The sequence below is a fragment of the Magnetospirillum sp. ME-1 genome (assembly GCF_002105535.1).
GTDB lineage: Bacteria > Pseudomonadota > Alphaproteobacteria > Rhodospirillales > Magnetospirillaceae > Phaeospirillum.
In genome coordinates this window covers 2,203,070-2,220,953 of sequence record NZ_CP015848.1, presented here as the reverse complement: position 1 = coordinate 2,220,953, position 17,884 = coordinate 2,203,070, and the positions used below count along the sequence as shown (strand labels likewise).

General features: G+C 57.7%; 12 protein-coding genes. 1 reads left to right on the top strand and 11 read right to left on the bottom strand.

The features are described 5' to 3' along the window. Positions 1 to 4: 4 nt before the first annotated feature. From WV31_RS10205 to WV31_RS10165, 11 genes are all read right to left on the bottom strand, one after another. Positions 5 to 967, bottom strand: a complete 963-nt coding sequence (locus WV31_RS10205; RefSeq protein WP_085373471.1) for a hypothetical protein — start codon at positions 965 to 967, stop codon at positions 5 to 7. Between the two features lie 67 nt (positions 968 to 1,034). After that, positions 1,035 to 1,211 (bottom strand): hypothetical protein, encoded by a 177-nt coding sequence (locus WV31_RS22045; RefSeq protein WP_168185903.1) that lies wholly within the window; start codon positions 1,209 to 1,211, stop codon positions 1,035 to 1,037. 64 nt (positions 1,212 to 1,275) lie between these two features. After that, positions 1,276 to 1,908: an OB-fold nucleic acid binding domain-containing protein gene (locus tag WV31_RS22445; RefSeq protein WP_085373470.1), complete on the bottom strand. Its 633-nt coding sequence runs from the start codon at positions 1,906 to 1,908 to the stop codon at positions 1,276 to 1,278. 279 nt (positions 1,909 to 2,187) lie between these two features. Then, the gene (locus WV31_RS10195) at positions 2,188 to 2,583 is read right to left on the bottom strand and encodes a response regulator (RefSeq protein WP_168185902.1); all 396 of its coding nucleotides are present in this window, start codon (positions 2,581 to 2,583) and stop codon (positions 2,188 to 2,190) included. Positions 2,584 to 2,593: 10 nt separating this feature from the next. Beyond that, the gene (locus WV31_RS10190; RefSeq protein ID WP_085373468.1) at positions 2,594 to 3,745 is read right to left on the bottom strand and encodes a hybrid sensor histidine kinase/response regulator; all 1,152 of its coding nucleotides are present in this window, start codon (positions 3,743 to 3,745) and stop codon (positions 2,594 to 2,596) included. Then, on the bottom strand, positions 3,742 to 7,179 hold the full coding sequence (locus WV31_RS10185) for a nitrate- and nitrite sensing domain-containing protein (protein WP_168185901.1): 3,438 nt from the start codon (positions 7,177 to 7,179) through the stop codon (positions 3,742 to 3,744). The genes WV31_RS10190 and WV31_RS10185 overlap by 4 nt, the downstream gene beginning before the upstream one ends. Before the next feature lie 322 nt (positions 7,180 to 7,501). After that, positions 7,502 to 8,854, bottom strand: a complete 1,353-nt coding sequence (locus WV31_RS10180) for an IS1380 family transposase (RefSeq protein WP_085373466.1) — start codon at positions 8,852 to 8,854, stop codon at positions 7,502 to 7,504. A gap of 10 nt (positions 8,855 to 8,864) precedes the next feature. After that, on the bottom strand, positions 8,865 to 9,014 hold the full coding sequence (locus WV31_RS22040; RefSeq protein ID WP_168185900.1) for a hypothetical protein: 150 nt from the start codon (positions 9,012 to 9,014) through the stop codon (positions 8,865 to 8,867). After that, complete coding sequence (locus WV31_RS10175) at positions 9,011 to 12,679, bottom strand: response regulator (RefSeq protein WP_168185899.1); 3,669 nt, start codon at positions 12,677 to 12,679, stop codon at positions 9,011 to 9,013. The genes WV31_RS22040 and WV31_RS10175 overlap by 4 nt, the downstream gene beginning before the upstream one ends. A 94-nt stretch (positions 12,680 to 12,773) precedes the next feature. After that, positions 12,774 to 13,964: a response regulator gene (locus WV31_RS10170; RefSeq protein WP_168185898.1), complete on the bottom strand. Its 1,191-nt coding sequence runs from the start codon at positions 13,962 to 13,964 to the stop codon at positions 12,774 to 12,776. 233 nt (positions 13,965 to 14,197) lie between these two features. Further along, positions 14,198 to 15,550 (bottom strand): IS1380 family transposase, encoded by a 1,353-nt coding sequence (locus WV31_RS10165; RefSeq protein ID WP_085373463.1) that lies wholly within the window; start codon positions 15,548 to 15,550, stop codon positions 14,198 to 14,200. A 174-nt stretch (positions 15,551 to 15,724) separates the two neighbouring features. Here WV31_RS10165 and WV31_RS10160 point away from each other — a divergent pair, with 174 nt between their 5' ends. Further along, on the top strand, positions 15,725 to 17,881 hold the full coding sequence (locus WV31_RS10160) for a putative bifunctional diguanylate cyclase/phosphodiesterase (RefSeq protein ID WP_237051572.1): 2,157 nt from the start codon (positions 15,725 to 15,727) through the stop codon (positions 17,879 to 17,881). Positions 17,882 to 17,884: the final 3 nt, after the last annotated feature.

Genomic DNA, 17,884 nt, shown 5'->3' with positions numbered 1-17,884 from the left:
TCTCCTAGACGAGTTCCTTGGCGACGAAGTCCTTCGCGGGCTTCGAGATGTCGGCGAAGGCCGCCCGCACGGTGTCCGTCGAGGGCAGCCCGTCTTGGCTGGGCGCGTCGGTGGTGAGGCAGATCCGGCAATTGCGCCAGGCGCCTGCCAGTTCGTTGGACGACAGGTCTCCACCGCCCCGCGCCGTCGGGTGGTAGAGCATCGAGATCAGCGCGGCGGCCGAGCCTTCGTCGCCCCGCATGATGCCGGCCAGCGTCGGCGCTTCGCCGAAGACGGTCGGATCGAGGTATTCCCAGCGATCGAGATTGGCGATGAGGCGGCTCGGCCCGTTCGCCACGGCCGCCGGATCGAAGACCGGCGCCGGAGCCCCTTCGACGTGCCGGGCCCAGGCTTCGCGGGGATGCCCCATGCGGAGCACCCATTCCTTGTCCTTCTGATCGCCGCCAAGCGACCAGCGGCCCCGCGCGTATCGGACCGGGATGAAGTCGAGCCAGCCGGTGCCGGCGAACCGGCCGTTCCGGACGAATTCGATGATCGGGGCGGCGTCGCCCGAGGCGTCGGTGAGGTAGCCGACGGCCGAAAGCTCGGTCCAGCGGCTGCGGGCCTCGACCAGCATCCTCGCGCGCTCCGAGGGGAGGTAGGACGAGAAGTCGTCGGCCTTCGGCTCCTCGGCGTCGTCGCAGAGTCCGTAGAGCTGCGACAGGGGCGGGCCGTCCCAGCCGGGGATGTCCCTGTCCTCGGCGTAGTCGCCGATGGCGAGGATCCGCTGTCCGGCCCAGGAGCCGCGTCCGGCGAAGCCGGGCAGATCGGCCGGAGCTTCGCCCGGATCCGCCGCGAGCATGGCCACGAGGCCCGAGGCCAGCAGCGGGTTGGCGAGCTGCTCCCAGGCCTTGAGCCCGGTGCCGAGCCTGTGCGGCTTGAGGAACCGCCGGAGGTTCGGCGCGACGATGACGTGATACTGCCCCATGGGGCGCCTCCATGCGGAAGGAGGCAGGTTCCCTTGTCGGGCCCGCCATTCCGGGATTCGGGATCGGTCAGGTGCGGCGGAGCATCAGCTCGCCGAGCCGCCATGCGCCGCAGGCGATGCCCGAGACGATCCGCCAGACGATGCGCAGCAGCCACGCGATGAACCGGTAGAGCAGCCCGCCGAGGTACTTGCTTCCGCAGTAGAACGAAACGCCCACCACAAGCATGAAGGGGATCAGGGGCATTGCAGGCTCCTCGGGCTAGGCTGCGGCCGTGGGGCGCGCCCGGGGAGGACGCGCCCTGGAAGGGTCAGGTATTCGGCCACCAGCCGCCCTGCCCGTTTCCCTGCTGGGCCTGCCGGCGCTGGCCGTTGTACTGGCCGCCGCCGTTGCGCTGGGAGCGCTGCTCCTGCTGCCCGCCCTGCTGGCGGCCGTTCTGGCCGGCGTTGTTCCGGGCACCGCCCTGCTGGGCCTGCTGCCTCTGCTGGGGCTGGGAACGCTGCCCCTGCGAGCGGGCGCCCTGCTGCTGGCTCGGCCAGCCGCCGCGGTTCTGGCCCTGGCCCTGGCTGCGCTGCTGGCGGCCCCGGCGCTGGGGACGTTCGCCCTCGACGCGCGGCTCGCCGGCCCACAGGATGCGGTAGCGGCGAGAGGTCTTGGTCAGCACCTCGCCGGTGCTTTCATCGACGGCCTCGTAGTCCCGCTTCTCGAAGAAGCCGAACAGGCGGACCAGCTGGATGTCCTTGTCGATGAGATCCATGACCTGATCGAAGCGGCCGTCGAAGGCCACGGCCTGGACGGGGTCGCGGCCGTCGCCGCGGTCCAGCGTCAGGACGACGTATTCGGCGCCGTCGCTGCGGGTATTTCGGACCTCGAATCGGCTAACCGGCTTCCCCCCAGCGCCAAGGCCGGGGAAGTCATCGAGGTCAAGACCATCTTCACCCACCCCATGGAAACGGGGTTGCGCAAGGCGGCCGACGGTAATGGTTATGGTTTACGGGACGGAAACGAGGTTTTTTTGACTCAACCCCCGGAAAGCCAATTTTTTGCTGTGGGGGGGCTGCATTTTGCAATTCGTTCTCCATCCGGCAGCTTTGGCTTGAGACCGGACAGTCGGGGCGAGGGTCCGCTACGGCCCCTGAGTGCCAATTACGGCCTTTCAGCTATTGATTTTACACTAGGGGAAGGGTCAATAGCCCTTCCTCTGGCGGATAAAATCCTCAGCTTATCGCGATGTTTCTGCCATGACCTTGGCGATGCCAATGTTCAACTGCTTAAGCGAGAACGGCTTGCCCATGAACAAATTCGCTCCTGCTGCGTAAGCAGCCTCTTTCGCCTCCTCACTGACCATCGCTGTGAGCAGAATGATAGGAAGCTTGGGATCGACCCCATCAATGCCCGCACGGATTTGGCGAGTGCACTCCATGCCGTCCATTACGTCCATTTGCCAATCCATGATGACAATGTTTGCGCCATGTGCCTTCAACGCTGAAATAGCCTCTGCCCCATTCTCAGCCTCAATACAGTGACTAATTCCAAGGGATTCTAATGCCAGTTTGATCAGTTGCCGCATCGGCTGCGAATCTTCCACCACTACGCCATATTTCTTGTTGCTGCTCATAATCCATCCCTTACGGATTTGGAGTTTCTGTCTGGCTGCCATCGACTGGAAGCCTAATTGTAAAAACGGAACCTTCTGTTGGGCCATCTTTCACTGAGATGGTGCCTCCCAGTTTGGTGATGGTGTCGTACACAATAGCCAAACCCAATCCCTGCCCGGATCCAACATCGCGGGTTGTGAAAAATGGATCAAAAATATGGTCTCGAATCTCTGGCGGTATACCTGCGCCGTTGTCCGTGACATGGATTTCTGCCCAGTCTCCATGGCGCTTGGTCAAGATACGAATATCGCCATTACGCTCCGGGAGAACAGCCTGAACGGCGTTCCGAATCAAACTAATAATAACTTCGCTCATCCTGCCAGGGTGGCAGGAAATTGGCGGCAGATCTGGATCAAGGCACACGTCTAGGTTATGATTATTTCCAATTAATCTTGCGCCAATCATCAGAACATTATTGATTAAATTATTTAAGTCTACGGCTTGCATCTCAGAGTCATTCTGTGAACAAAAAACTTTTGTTGCCAAAACAATGTCAGATATCTGGGAAACACCGCGTCTTAAATCAATGATTGCCTCTTGCAGCTCCGATTCCGCGCAGGCGGCTTGCAAGTCTATTGATTTGCTTTCCCTAATGGTATTAAACAAGCCACTTACCTCATTTTGAATGTACCCAATATTTGCCGTAATATATTGAAGGGGCGTATTGATTTCGTGTGCAATGCCTGCTGCCAACTGGCCCGCAGCTGCAAATCGGGCAGCCCGTATCGCATCAAACCGCGCTTGCTTGAGTTGGACATGGGTCTGTAGTCGACTTCGAACTATGGGGAGTGAATAGGGCTTTGTGATATAGTCAACAGCCCCAAGCTCCAGGCCCTTAATTTCATCAGTTAACTCGGCCATTGCGGACATAAAAATAATAGGAATATTCGTAGTAGCTTTATCTGCCTTTAGTCTCCGGCAAACCTCATAGCCGTCCATGTCAGGCATCATAATATCGAGCAATATTGCATCAGGCTGCGGTATCGCGTTTGCTCGGAAAAGTGATTCCGCTCCATTGGTGGCCGCAATGATGCGAAATTCATTTTTTAGGAATTCAGATAGAACCCTGATATTCTGAATTCCATCATCAACAATGAGTATAGTTGGCTTTTCCAAGGTCATATCGATCCATCCTTGGTGTGCAAAATTTTATCCAGAATGTTATCAATTATTTTTTCTGCTTTCTTGAAATCAAAGCATTTAATAGAACGGTCAAGCTCTTCGCACATGCCTAATAAATCAGATTCAGCCAATATGCTTGTCAGATCATCTATCGCTTCGAGGGAGCTGGTGTCAGCTTGACAAATCAGCTGCTTCAGCTTTGATGCCTTTTCTAAGGCGGAGTCGAGGTTTATGTCCGTATGCAATGCAGTGTTTTCACTGCAACAATCAATATCATTAGGCTCGTTATTTTTAGCTATGACATTTTTGCTTGTGTGCGCTAATATGGACCCAATTAGAGGTGCAAGTGCAGCATCTAACTTGTCCAGTAGCGCCAAGCCAGCCTCTACATCACTGTTGGAAAAAGCGGCTTCAACGTATTCGGCATGTTTCTGCACATCGTAAGCATCAATGATCCCGGCGAGCCCCTTCAGGGTATGGGCATCCCGTTCAGCCCTTTTGACGTCGCCTTCACTAAGGGCTACGCGGATTCGAGAGACTGAATCGCCTTGCTGTTCAGCGAAGCTCCGAAGGGTATTGAGGTAAAGCCCCTTCATCCCTGCAACCCGGCGTAAACCTGCACGGATGTCTAAGCCAGGAATCTGGCCCGGCAACTGAATGTCGCCGTCATCGAAGTTAAGCGCACCAAACATCTCGGCGTCGCTCTCCCCCGTTACCCACTTCCATATGGTCCGGAATAAATCGGCTGGGTTGAATGGCTTGCTGATGAAATCGTTCATCCCCGCGTCGATGCATTGAGACCGATGCTCCGCCATGGCGTTTGCGGTCATGGCGATAATCGGAAGATCGGCATACTTTTCGTGTTCGCGAATTTTCCTGGTGGCAGTCAGCCCATCCATGACTGGCATCTGCAAATCCATCAGGATGATTTCGTAATCGTTCACTTCAATTTTTGAAATGGCCTCAGCGCCATTGCCTGCGATGTCCACGGATATTCCGCCGGCACCTAGGATGCCCAACGCAACCTTTTGATTAACGTCGTTGTCCTCCACCAGTAGCAGGCGCGTCCCTCTCAGAATCTCGTAGTTCTGGGCACTTTTGGCGCCAGAACGCTTGGGGCGGTTTTCCTCATGTTTTCCACCTCCCGTGGCGGAACGCCTGAGATTCACAGTGAAATGGAATGTGCTGCCTTTGCCGAGTGTGCTCTCAACGCTGACATACCCTCCCATCAACTCAGCCAGTTCCTTGCAGATCGATAATCCTAGCCCCGTGCCGCCATATCGTCGGGATATAGAGGATTCCGCTTGGACGAACGGCGAAAACAGCATGGCCTTCTGTTCGTCACTCAACCCGATGCCGGTATCCGATACCGAGACGGTTAGAGCCAGATCGTCATCTTCGCCGGATGCCTGCGAAACCTTGACCACGACTGAGCCCGTATCGGTGAACTTGATGGCGTTGCCGAGATAGTTCATGACGATCTGGCCAACTCTGAAAGGGTCGCCGATCAGAATCGGCGGGATGTCATTGTCAATTTCGACGGCAAGATTGATCCCCTTGGCGTCGGCAGCGTGATTAACCAGTGCGAGTTGATCTTGGATCAGTGTGCGGATATCGAACGGTTCCGTCTCAATCGAAAGTCCTCCCGCCTGGATTTTGGAAAAATCAAGAATGTCGTTTACGACGCCCAGCAGGCGCTTGGTGGACTGCTCTATGGTCTCTATATGGTTATGCACATCCTTTGGCAGATCTTGGCTGAGTGCGAGATGTGCCATGCCCAATATGCCGTTCATTGGAGTGCGCAACTCGTGGCTCATATTGGCGAGAAAATGTGATTTGAACAGGTTTGCTTTTTCGGCATCAAGGCGCGCTAGTTGAAGGTCGGTGACGTCCACCCGAACGCCGACGATATAATTTTGCGGCGTGATCCGTTCTTCAATTCGAATGTATCTTCCGTTGCCAAGTTTCTGGATGATGCGCTTTCCACCACTTCGATGGGCATCAAGACGCTCTTGCACCCATTCATCGATGCGTCCTTCCGCTTCGGCATACTGGCCGCGTTCGGCCCCGGTCCGGACAATCTCCTCGAACGTCGTCCCTGCCTGAAACAGATCGGCCGATTCAGCATAAATCTCGCGATACTTCTCGTTGCACATCAGCAATCTGTCTTGATCATCATAGATTACGAAACCTTCACCGATCACATCGATTGCCGCGTTCAGGATCTCGGTCGAATTCTTGTGCATCTCGGCGACATATTCGTTAACTTGAAAAAGCTCAGCATTGAGAATCAGTGTTTCTCTGAACTTCTCGATGTTGCGCGTAATTTGTCCGATCTCATTTGGGTGATTGGAAACAGTGATATTCTGGTCAAGTTTCCCACTTGCTAAAGCCTGTATATCGCTGCTGATGGCGGCAAGAGACTTGGATAAAGAGAGGGATTGCCGTAACGCAATCAGGACGGCAGTGGTGATTAGAATGCCCATGACCGTGAGGTCAAGTATGATGGAATTAAAGTTGTCCTTGATCAACGTCCCGGCACGCGACCGCAGATCGGTCTCAAGGATAGTTTCGACGTCACGCAGAAGGGCTATCCGTTCGGAGGTCGCTTTGAACCATTCATCTGCTTTGACAGAGCCTGTGTCATTATTCAGACGATCGGTCATCTGATTTATGGTGGCGGACAGATTCTTAAATTCGCTACTTTTCATCTGAGATGCGAGCGGCGCGATGCCCTGATGTCTGGCGAATGCCTCCAGCATAAGAATGGCATCTTCCCCTTTGCGCGCCAATGTCAGCGCATCTCTTCTCCTATCTTCCGAACTACCCTTGCCCCAAAAGGCACTAACCCCCATACCCCTAGATCTTCCAAGTATCTCTTTTACATCGGCTGTCAGGAACAGAGCAGACAAATCCAATGCAGACGGCGCATCCGCCGCGTGGGTCCGGCCGATCGATGACAACGACATGAGTCCTGAAATTATATTGGTATAATAGGCAAATGCCGTGGTGTGGTCGATGCGGGTATCCTCCGACAAGTCTCGGAGGGTGCCCACGGCGGCGGACAAACCGTCGATGAAGGCATAATTTGAGCTCAGATCGTCTGTGAACAGAAGACTTTGCTTGCTGCGATCGACAGCCGATTGCAGCGCCTTGATTGTAGAGGAAGTCTTCTCCCGCTGATCCTCTAACCGCACCTTAGCATTCTGAAAATCTTGTGATCCCGTAGAGACAGTGAGGCCACGCTCTAGTTGAAGTTCGTGAATGGTGTCATTGACTAAATTGGAGATGTCGATAAATTTTTCAAATCTCAAAGTAGATCGTATTGAACTAATCCGATTCAATGAATCATGAATCGCATAGACAGCAATGCCAAAGATTGGAAGAATCAGAATCAGTGCAATTTGTTGTTTTATTTTGAGGCCGGACAGCACGTCATCATTCCCATAAATTAGTGTTGGTCCAAGCTTTGGCCTGTAGCCTGAAAATAAGGAGGATCGCTCGACACTTAACATGCAGGGCGTCTGCTCCTTATCCGACATTTCCCATATGGGCGGTCCATCCACCCCTGATTGACGCCAGAATAGCCAGATTCCGGCCCAACCGGAAGGCGGAATGGCGCGATGGAGGCCGCCATCGCAACATGAACGCCGCCCCGACCGGCTTTGAGGTCTCCTGCGTCGTGATTCCAGCCTGTTTTGTTGCGTGACGGACGCACTTCGCCTGCCATCCGCCTCTTGCCGACGCTCCCAGCTATCAACATGGCGCTGGCTCTCGTGGTCGAAGATCGTCGATCATGTCGAGGATACGGCGGAACAGGTCTCGCGGCACCGCTACCTCGGCCATCTGGAAGACGGCGTAGCGGGCGTGGCCGATGACCTTGGCTCCGATCTTCACCACCTTTTCGCGGATGGTGGTGAGCGACCAGCTTTCCAACTCTTCCGGCAGGGCCAGGGTGCGCAGGAAGTTGGAGAGGTTGTAGGCCAGGGCGTGAAGCTGAAGCCGCACCGCGTTGGCCTTCATCGTCCGGCAAGACAGCCGGGTCCACTTCACCGCGTTCTTGCCCTCCTTGATGTACTGCTCCGCCGTGCCACGCTGGTTGTAGAAGGCGGTCACGCGGGCTGCGGGTCGGGTCAGGTTGGTGACAATGAAGCCGACCCGTGGATACAGTTCGCCGGGATGCCATTCGACCTTGGCGACCACGCGGCGCTTCCGGCTCCATGACTTGGCCTGATAGCTGAAGCTGGCGTAGAACCGCTGGACGTATTTCGGAGGACGACCGACCGGGCGCTTGAGCAGGTGGGCGATGTGGCTCTGAAGGACCGTGTTGGCCTTGAGGCGGATGGTGTACTTGTAGCCCTCGGCCTCCAAATAGTCGTACAGGTCGGGCAGGGCGAAAGCCGCATCGCCCCGGAAGAACCGCCGCTTGGTTCTGTCCCGATACCGCCCCACCACCGGTTCCAGCACCGAGCGCCAGTCATCGGCGCTGTGGACGTTGCCGGATCGAAGGGCGCTGCGTTCAAGGTCGCCAAACTGGTTGAACACGAACAGCGGATGGTAGCAGGTGCAGCCGAAATGGCCGTTGTAGGCGGTGCCTTCCTGCTCACCATGGGTCGGGCTGACGCTGCTGTCCATGTCCAGCACCACGACGTTGGTGGGACGGCGGGCATGAACCGCGTCGATCCATTTCCCTGACAAGTCAGTCAGAGCAGCGAGGTTCGGCTTGCCGGTCAGCACCCCGGTCTCGAACCGCCCCATCTGGCTGGTGGACGCGGCCTCCTTGGTCACAGCCCTGCCGCCGACGATCCAGCGCATCGCCGGATCATGGCCGAGGCGGTCGGCATCGTTGACATCCTCGTACCCGGCGAGGCGGCCGAACACCGATTGCCGAAACTGCGCCGTCAGGGTGTGACGGTTGTTCTTGCCGGTCCTGTTGTCGGCCAGCACCTGCCCGGCCATCTCGGTCAGGCCGAGGGCGTCGTCCAGATCCCGGAAGGCGAGCAGCCCGGCGTCCGATGTCACCTTCGAGCCGTGGAACTCCAGCTTGAGGCGGCGGTCAAAAGCGACCCGCAGATCGCCAGATTCCGTTTCACCCGCCGCCATCTCCATAAACAGCCCCTCAGATCGTCCGTACAGCCTTGATTTCTATATCAGATTTGGCAGCCGCCGTCACGTAATCGCAGCGCCATCTGGGAAATCCGGGATGAATAAGACTCCGCATCTGAACAGAATCTTCGACAATAATCGCTCTTTTAAGCTGCTTTTTCATGAGCGCTTCTCCACATTCAATGGCGTCGAGTTCGGCTGGCGGCTATGGCTCTGCTGCCGCGCGAGGTGCTCGAAAAACGCCCTGTTTCCCTTCAGCATGTGCCGGGCGATCACGTCCTGGGCCAGGAACTGGAACAGTTCGCCGATGGTGAAGGTTCCTTGGTGCAGCCGCTCCGTCAGCTCCGTGGCGCGTTGCTCGAGCGCGCGATGGAGGGCGGCGTGTTCCGCCGCATCGGCAAAGCCCGTTTCCCGCTGGATCGCTTCTACCGTCTCGAAAAACGTGAAGAGATCCTGGACCACGATGTCGGCCTGGGCGGCGATCATGGTGGCGGGGGATGAGGACAGGGTCGCCTCAAGCAGTGTGTTGGCATGATCGAACAGCTTGCGCTGCTGGTGGTCGATCTCCGGGTAGCCGGATTCGTAGGCCGGATACCAGGTGAGATTGACCAGATTGTCGTGAGGAGGTGATTCGCCGTCGTCGTCGAGCGCGACCTTGATCGCACGAATCAGGGGAAGCAGGATCGGTTCAAGCTCGTCCAGCGCCTCGGCTCCGCCGCCGAGCTCGCCGGCGGCACAGGCGGCTTCGATCCGCGTGGCGGCATCGCGCACCTCCCTGGCCTCGATCATGCCGGCCAGCCCCTTCAGGGTATGGGCATCCCGTTCGGCCCGCTTGAGATCGCCTTCGGTCAGGGCGGCGCGGATCCGGGCGACGGCATCGCCCTGCTGCTCGATAAAACTGCGCAGGGTGTCGACGTAAAGCGACGTCATCCCCGCGACCCGCCGCAGCCCGGCCCGCATGTCGAGGCCTTCGATCGGGCTGGGAAGGCGGCAATCATCCTCGGGCAGTTCGATCCCCTCGAACAGTTCCGCATCGCCCGCCCCGGTCACCCATTTGTGGATGGTCGAATACAGCTGTGCCGGATTGAAGGGTTTGGCGACAAAGTCGTTCATGCCGGCGTGCAGGCAGGCGTCCTTGTGCATCTCCATGGCGTTGGCGGTCATGGCGATGATCGGCAGGTCGGCGAACCGGTCGTTGCCGCGGATCAGGCGGGTTGCCGTCAGGCCATCCATGTTGGGCATCTGCATGTCCATCAGGACGACCTCGTAATCCTTCGCGGCCACCATCGCCACCGCCACGGAGCCATCGGTGGCGATCTCCACCTGCATCCCCGCCGCATTGAGAAGGCCGACCGCCACCATCTGATTGGTGGAATCGTCCTCGGCCAGCAGCACCCGCGTTCCATGGAGAATCGCGAGGTCGGTATTCCCGACCGGTGTCTGGAGCCGGGAGGGGATGATGGCGTTGTCATCCTCGGAAATCCGCACCCGCACGGTGAACCAGAACGCGCTCCCTTCGCCGAGCTTGGACTCGACCCCGACTTCGCCGCCCATCAGATGGGCCAGATGTCTGGAGATGATCAGTCCCAGGCCGGTGCCGCCAAACTTGCGGGTGATCGACTGATCCGCCTGCTCGAACCGCTGGAACAGTTTCGCCTGCTGTTCCGGCGTCAGGCCGATGCCGGTGTCGGTGACCGTGACCTTCAACAGGGTATCGTGATCTCCAAGATAGGTATGGGTGACCGCGACCTTGACCTTGCCCCGTTCCGTGAACTTGACCGCATTGTTGAGGTAGTTGAGCAGAATCTGGCTGATGCGCAGGGAATCGCCGATCAGGCCGGGCGGCACCTTCTCGGCGATGGCGACGGCGATCTCCACCCCCTTGGCGCCGGCGGTGCATTTCATCGGCACCACGATGTCGGTGATCAGACGGTTGAGGTTGAACGGCGCTTCCTCGATGACCAGCTTGCCGGATTCGATCTTGGAGGCATCCAGGATGTCATTGACGATGCCCAGCAAGCGATCGGCGGACTCGCTGATGGCCTTTACATAGTCGCGTTCTTTTGTCGGCAGGGTGCCGTTCAGGGCCAGATGCGCCATGCCGATGATGCCGTTCATCGGGGTGCGGATCTCATGGCTCATATTGGCGAGGAAATCCGATTTCGCCTGGTTGGCGATTTCGGCCTCCCGCCTGCTCTTGATCAGCTCGAGTTCGGTTTCCTTGATGGCGGTCGAGTTGGTTCCGGTGCCACGGTAGCCCAGGAAGCATTCATCGTCGTCAAAAATTGGAATTCCACTGATTCGGAAAAACTTTCGCCCCGACTTGGTCGCGATCGGGTATTCGAAATCCCGGAAGGGGCGGTGATTGCGCAGATCGTCCAAATGCCGTTCAAGATACTCCGGCTCGATTTCCAGGATGATATCCTGTCGGTGTTTTCCCAGGATCGTTTCGGCAGGCACCCCGGTCACCACCTGAAACCGATCCGAGAACCAGGAGAACCGGAGGTCCTGATCCATTTCCCAGAACCAGTCCGACGAGACCTCGGCGAAGGCCTCGAACCGGTCTTTCTCCCGCTGAACTTCCTCCGCCAATTTTCGCCGGTCGGTGACGTCGTGGATCACGGACAGCAGCAACGGCTTGCCGGAAACGTCAACCTGGCCGGAATGGACCTCCACATCCCGCTCCTCGCCATTGCCCAGACGGTGGCGGAAATGGAAGTGGTTGCAGTTTTGGCTGGCGGCCCGCGCCATCTCCCGCTCGATCTCTTCCGGTGAGAGGCAGTTGATCTGTGTGATCAGCATGCCCTTCAGGGCGTCAAGGTCGTAATGGTAGTAGGCGACGGCGGCGGCATTGGCGTCGATGATCGCTTCATTGGTCGGATCAATGAGCAGCATCGCCACCTTGGAACCGGTAAACAATGAGTGGTAGCGGGTCTCGCTGTCATGGAGACTGGCGGAGTGGGCATCGTAGCGCCAGGCGAACACCAGCAGCATCAGAACCACGGTGCCCGTGCCGACGAACAAGAGATAGGTGGTGAAGCGCCAATCGGTCAGGGCCTCGTGGCTGGTCGTGCCGACAAGCGTGACCACGGGATAATCGTGGACGGTGGTGTACCCCGTGATTCGCTCGACGTCATCGATGGCCGAGCGGGCGGTGAAGGTCCCGTTGGCACCCTCGGCGGCGTATCGCAGCACGGGGGAATTGGGATAGCGCTCGCCCACCCCAACCTCCGAATTGCGTGCGATCACGGTGCCGTCCAGGTGGAGTACAGAACTCAGGGTGCCGGCGGCGGGTGCCGCCGCCTGCAACAGCTTGTTGATCTCGGCCGTTTCCAGGCCAATGAAGACGACCCCGTCAAAGTCTCCACCGGGACCATGGAGGGCCATGGTCATGGGCAGGACGGTTTTCCCCGTACTGCGTCCAACAAACGGTGCCTTGATCAAAAACTCCGCACCGGCTTGATGCTCCTTGAAATAGGCGCGGTCGGACAGGTTGACCGGCGGCGGATGCGCGGTCGCCGTGCTGCCGAGCAAATTACCATGGCGGTCGATGACCAGCAGATAGCTGATCTCGGGAAAATCCCGGATCAGTTTGCCGATATCGGTGATGGCCTCTTCCACATTCCTGCCACCGGCCTGTGTCATTTCTTGCCGGGCACGACGCATGATTGCGTCTCCGGCGTGGAACAGGCTGTGCAGCCGTTCGGCCACGAGGTTCGCCGCGATCAGATTGGCAGCCCCTACCTTGTCGAGGATGGCGTGCCGGTCGGCCAGGGCCATGCGCACACTCAGTCCGATGATGCAGCACCCGATCAGCAGGGTGATCATGAACAGCCGATGGCATCGCCATAACCCGGACATCAGTGGCATAAAATCGGCAGGCGGAGTGATCCGACCATTCGGATGACCGGCTAATCTCATTCTACGCCACTCCTTCCGGGGGTGTCGGAATCGTCACGATCCGTTCCCGCCATTTACCCGGTGTGCCCCATTTGCGAATGACGGCGTAAAGCTGGGAAGGCCTGAAGGGCTTGCTGATGAAGTCGTTCATGCCGGCGGCGAGACAGACTTCGTCTTGCTTGTCCACCACATCGGCGGTCAGGGCGATGATGGGCAGGTCGGCGCGATCCTTCCGTTTCCGGATCAGGCGGGTCGCCGTGATGCCATCCACGTTGGGCATCCGGACATCCATCAGAACAAGGTCGTATTCCGTTTTCCCGACCATTTCGACCGCCATGCCACCGTCCTCGGCGACATCCACCGTGAGGCCGACCCGTTCAAGCAGCCCGACGGCTACAATCCGATTGGTGGGGTCATCCTCGACCAGCAGCACCCGCATTCCAGCGAAACCGGGCGGCTTCTCCTTGGTGGGGACGTGCTCCCGCTCTGGGTCGGCGACCTTTTCCATCGTGGCGGAAAACGGGTCTTCCGGGGCCGCCTGAACCAGGACGGTGAACCAGAAGGTGCTGCCTTCGCCGAAGCGGCTCTCCACACCAACCCCTCCCCCCATCAGTTCCGCCAATTGCTTGGCGATGGCAAGACCGAGACCGGTGCCGCCGTATTTTTGGGAAATCGAGCTGTCCGCCTGATGGAAAGCCTGGAACAGCTTGGCCTGCTGCTCCTCGGTCAGGCCGATGCCGGTATCCGAGACCGTGAAGCGCAGCATCACCCCCGCGACACCGGCCGTCTCAATCCGGATATCCAGGGCGACCTTTCCATGGCTGGTGAATTTGATGGCATTGCCCAGATAATTGAACAGCACTTGGCCGATGCGCAACGGATCGCCGATCAGATAGCGCGGAACGGTGGGATCAACCTGAACCATCAGTGCCAAGCCCTTGGCCGACGCCATGGGCTCGCACATCATGGCCGCATCGCCGACGACGTCATCCAGGCTGAAAATGGACCGATCGATCTCCAAATAGCCCGCATTCGCCTTTGAAAAATCGAGAACATCATCAAGTAGGCGCAAAAGTTGTGTCGCCGACCGTAAAATTGTCGTAACCCGGCCCTGCTGGTTGGGGGAAAGCTCGTCATGAAGGACGAGATGGCTCATGCCGATGATGCCGTTCATCGGCGTACGGATCTCGTGGCTCATATTGGCGAGGAACATGGATTTGACCGACATTTCCCATATGGGCGGCGTATTCGCCCCTGACTGACGTCAGAATAGCCAAATTCCGGCCCAACCGGAAGGCGTGATGGCGCGGTGATAGCCGCCACCGCAGCAAAATCGCCACCCACCTTGACCGCCAGGGTCGGCTCCTGCGGCGCGATTCCAGCCCATTTTGCAACGTAGCGGGCGCATTTCGCCTGCCTTCCGCCCCGTGCCGTCTCTCCCAGTCGTCAGCATGGCGCTGGCTCTCTTGGTCGCAGAGCGTCGATCATGTCGAGGATGCGCCGGAACAGGTCGCGCGGCACAGTGACCTCGGCCATCTGGAAGATGGCGTAGCGGGCGTGGGCGATCACCTTCGCGCCGATCTTGACCACCTTTTCGCGGATGGTGGTCAGTGACCAGCTTTCCATTTCGTCCGGCAGGGCCAGGGTGCGCAGGAAGTTGGACAGGTTGTAGGCCAGCGCGTGAAGCTGGAGCCGCACGGCGTTGGCCTTCATGGTGCGACAGGACAGCCGGGTCCACTTCACCGCGTTCTTGCCCTCCTTGATGTACTGCTCCGCCGTGCCACGCTGGTTGTAGAAGGCGGTCACGCGGGGGGCGGGTCGGGTCAGGTTGGTGACAATGAAGCCGACCCGGGGATACAGTTCGCCGGGATGCCATTCGACCTTGGCGACCACGCGGCGCTTCCGGCTCCATGACTTGGCCTGATAGCTGAAGCTGGCGTAGAACCGCTGGACGTATTTCGGAGGACGACCGACCGGGCGCTTGAGCAGGTGGGCGATGTGGCTCTGAAGGACCTTGTTGGCCTTGAGGCGGATGGTGTACTTGTAGCCCTCGGCCTCCAAATAGTCGTACAGGTCGGGCAGGGCGAAAGCCGCATCGCCCCGGAAGAACCGCCGCTTGGTTCTGTCCCGATACCGCCCCACCACCGGTTCCAGCACCGAGCGCCAGTCATCGGCGCTGTGGACGTTGCCGGATCGAAGGGCGCTGCGTTCAAGGTCGCCAAACTGGTTGAACACGAACAGCGGATGGTAGCAGGTGCAGCCGAAATGGCCGTTGTAGGCGGTGCCTTCCTGCTCACCATGGGTCGGGCTGACGCTGCTGTCCATGTCCAGCACCACGACGTTGGTGGGACGGCGGGCATGAACCGCGTCGATCCATTTCCCTGACAAGTCAGTCAGAGCAGCGAGGTTCGGCTTGCCGGTCAGCACCCCGGTCTCGAACCGCCCCATCTGGCTGGTGGACGCGGCCTCCTTGGTCACAGCCCTGCCGCCGACGATCCAGCGCATCGCCGGATCATGGCCGAGGCGGTCGGCATCGTTGACATCCTCGTACCCGGCGAGGCGGCCGAACACCGACTGACGGAACTGGGCGGTCAGGGTGTGGCGGTTGTTCTTGCCGGTCCTGATGTCGGCCAGAACCTGTCCGGCCATCTCGGTCAGGCCTAGGGCGTCGTCCAGTTCCCGGAAGGCGAGCAGCCCGGCGTCCGATGTCACCTTCGAGCCGTGGAACTCCAGCTTGAGGCGGCGGTCAAAAGCGACCCGCAGATCGCCAGATTCCGTTTCACCCGCCGCCATCTCCATAAACAGCCCCTCAGGTCGTCGGTACCACCTTGATTTCTATATCAGATTTGGCAGCCGCCGTCACGTAATCGCAGCGCCATCTGGGAAATCCGGGTCGATAAGAGCCTCACTGCGGCTCTAACCGAGCAACGCAAGGAAAGTTTCCAAATCACGTTTGGAAAAAGGACATTTCAGGTGTTTGTCACGCCATCCATGAGCATGACAGGAACACCACAGAGTGTTGTTCTAGTTGTTGTAGACCATACTGATCTTGTTGAGGCCCAGGAGCAAATACGCGAAAGCCAAGAGCGTCTTCTGTCCATCATGAACCACTCAACGTCTGCCGTTTCTCTGAAAGATTCGGCTGGTCGATATGAATTTATAAATATGAGGTTTGAAGAGTTATTTGGCGTCACCGCAGGAGATGTGATTGGTAAGACCGATCAGCAGCTCTTCAGCCGTGACATAGCCCAACTGCTGAGAGGTCGAGACCTCGAAGTGATGGGGCAGCTTTCCGCTATTCAACATCTTGAGGAGATGGTGTTTCCCACGTCAAAGGTTTGGTTGGACTCTGTCCGTTTTCCCATCTTCGACTCCAACGGCGTGGTCCGTGCAGTTTGCTCTCAGTCGACCGACGTCACAATGAAACATCACGCGGAAGAGCAATTGCGGCTGGCCGCCAAGGTTTTTGATCGTGCTGGAGAGGCAATCACTATCACGGACAGCTCAGGCAATATCATTACCGTGAATGACTCGTTTTGCCGCATTACAGGATATAGCCATCAAGAGGTCATTGGTAAGAACCCACGTTTTCTTCAATCGGGGAAACACGGAAAAGACTTCTATGACGCCATGTGGCGTTCCCTGATTGAGCAGGGGTGTTGGCAAGGCGAAATCTTTAATCGCCGCAAGAATGGTGAAATTTATCCGGAATGGCTGACCGTAAACTCGGTTCGTGATGAAAACGGTTCGGTCGTCAATTACGTGGCTATTTTCAGCGATATTTCCGCGATCAAGAGCTCGCAGCGACGCATCGAATTTTTGGCAACTCATGACGAGTTGACCGGGATTCCTAATCGAAGCTTGTTGATGGATCGGCTGAAACACGCGGTGGCACAAGCCAAGCGGCAAAAAACCAAGCTAGCGGTCCTCTTCATTGATCTCGATAACTTCAAAGTGATCAATGACAGCCTGGGGCATGATGTGGGTGATCAGCTTCTGAAGCAGGCGACGGAGCGTCTTAAGCACTGCGTAAGAGATTCTGACACTCTGGCAAGGCTGGGTGGAGATGAGTTTGTTGCTGTTTTGACTGATGTCAGTCTCGAAAAAGTCAACTCAGTGGCTGCCCGGATCGTCGATTTTCTTGGGGCGTCCTTCAGCATTAACGATAAAAGCCTATTTGTCTCTGCTAGCATTGGAATCAGCGTTTTTCCCGACGATGGCCAGGATAGTCTTACCCTGCTGAAGCATGCCGACACTGCCATGTATCGCGCCAAGGAGCGGGGGCGGAACCAATACCAGTTTTTTGCCGATGAAATGAAGGTGATCGCTCTGCAACGCCTGACCCTGGAAACGGGGCTGCGACTGGCGCTTGAGACCAAAAGCTTTCGCATGTGCTACCAGCCGCAGGTAGATATTCATACGGGAGAGGTGGTCGGAGCCGAGGCACTTCTGCGTTGGCGCGATCCCACTTTGGGTGAGGTATCGCCTGCCCATTTTATTCCAATCGCCGAAAGCTGCGGCCTGATTGGAGCAATCGGTGAAACCGTCTTTACCATGGTGCTGGAGCAGATAGCCTATTGGAGAGAGAAGGGACTTACCGTTCCCCGTATTGCCATCAATGTGTCCGCACACCAGCTTCGGGATGCAGGCTTCGCAGCTAAGGTCGGATCATGGCTTGATAGTTCAGGAATTTCCTCCGAGCTCATTGGTATTGAGCTTACTGAAAGCGCCCTGATGGAACGAATAGACATGGTGAAGGAGATGCTGACCAACTTCGACGGGATGGGGATGAAGGTGAGCATCGACGACTTTGGCACCGGCTATTCATCCCTGTCCTATTTGAAAAAGCTGCCTATCCATGAGCTTAAGATTGACCGCAGTTTTGTGGACGGCATCGCCCTAGAGAGGGACGACCGCTCCATCGCGAAGGCGATCATCGATATGTCCAGAGCATTAGGGATGCGAGTGGTGGCCGAAGGCGTCGAATCTGAGGAACAATTAAAGGTCTTGAAGGAGGAGGGGTGTGACATGGTTCAGGGTTACTTGTTCCATCGCCCTTTGTCGCCAGAGGCGTTCACCAAGGTGATTGAGACGGGGAGGAAGTCCTCCCGCAAGCCACCCAAGAGGTAATGC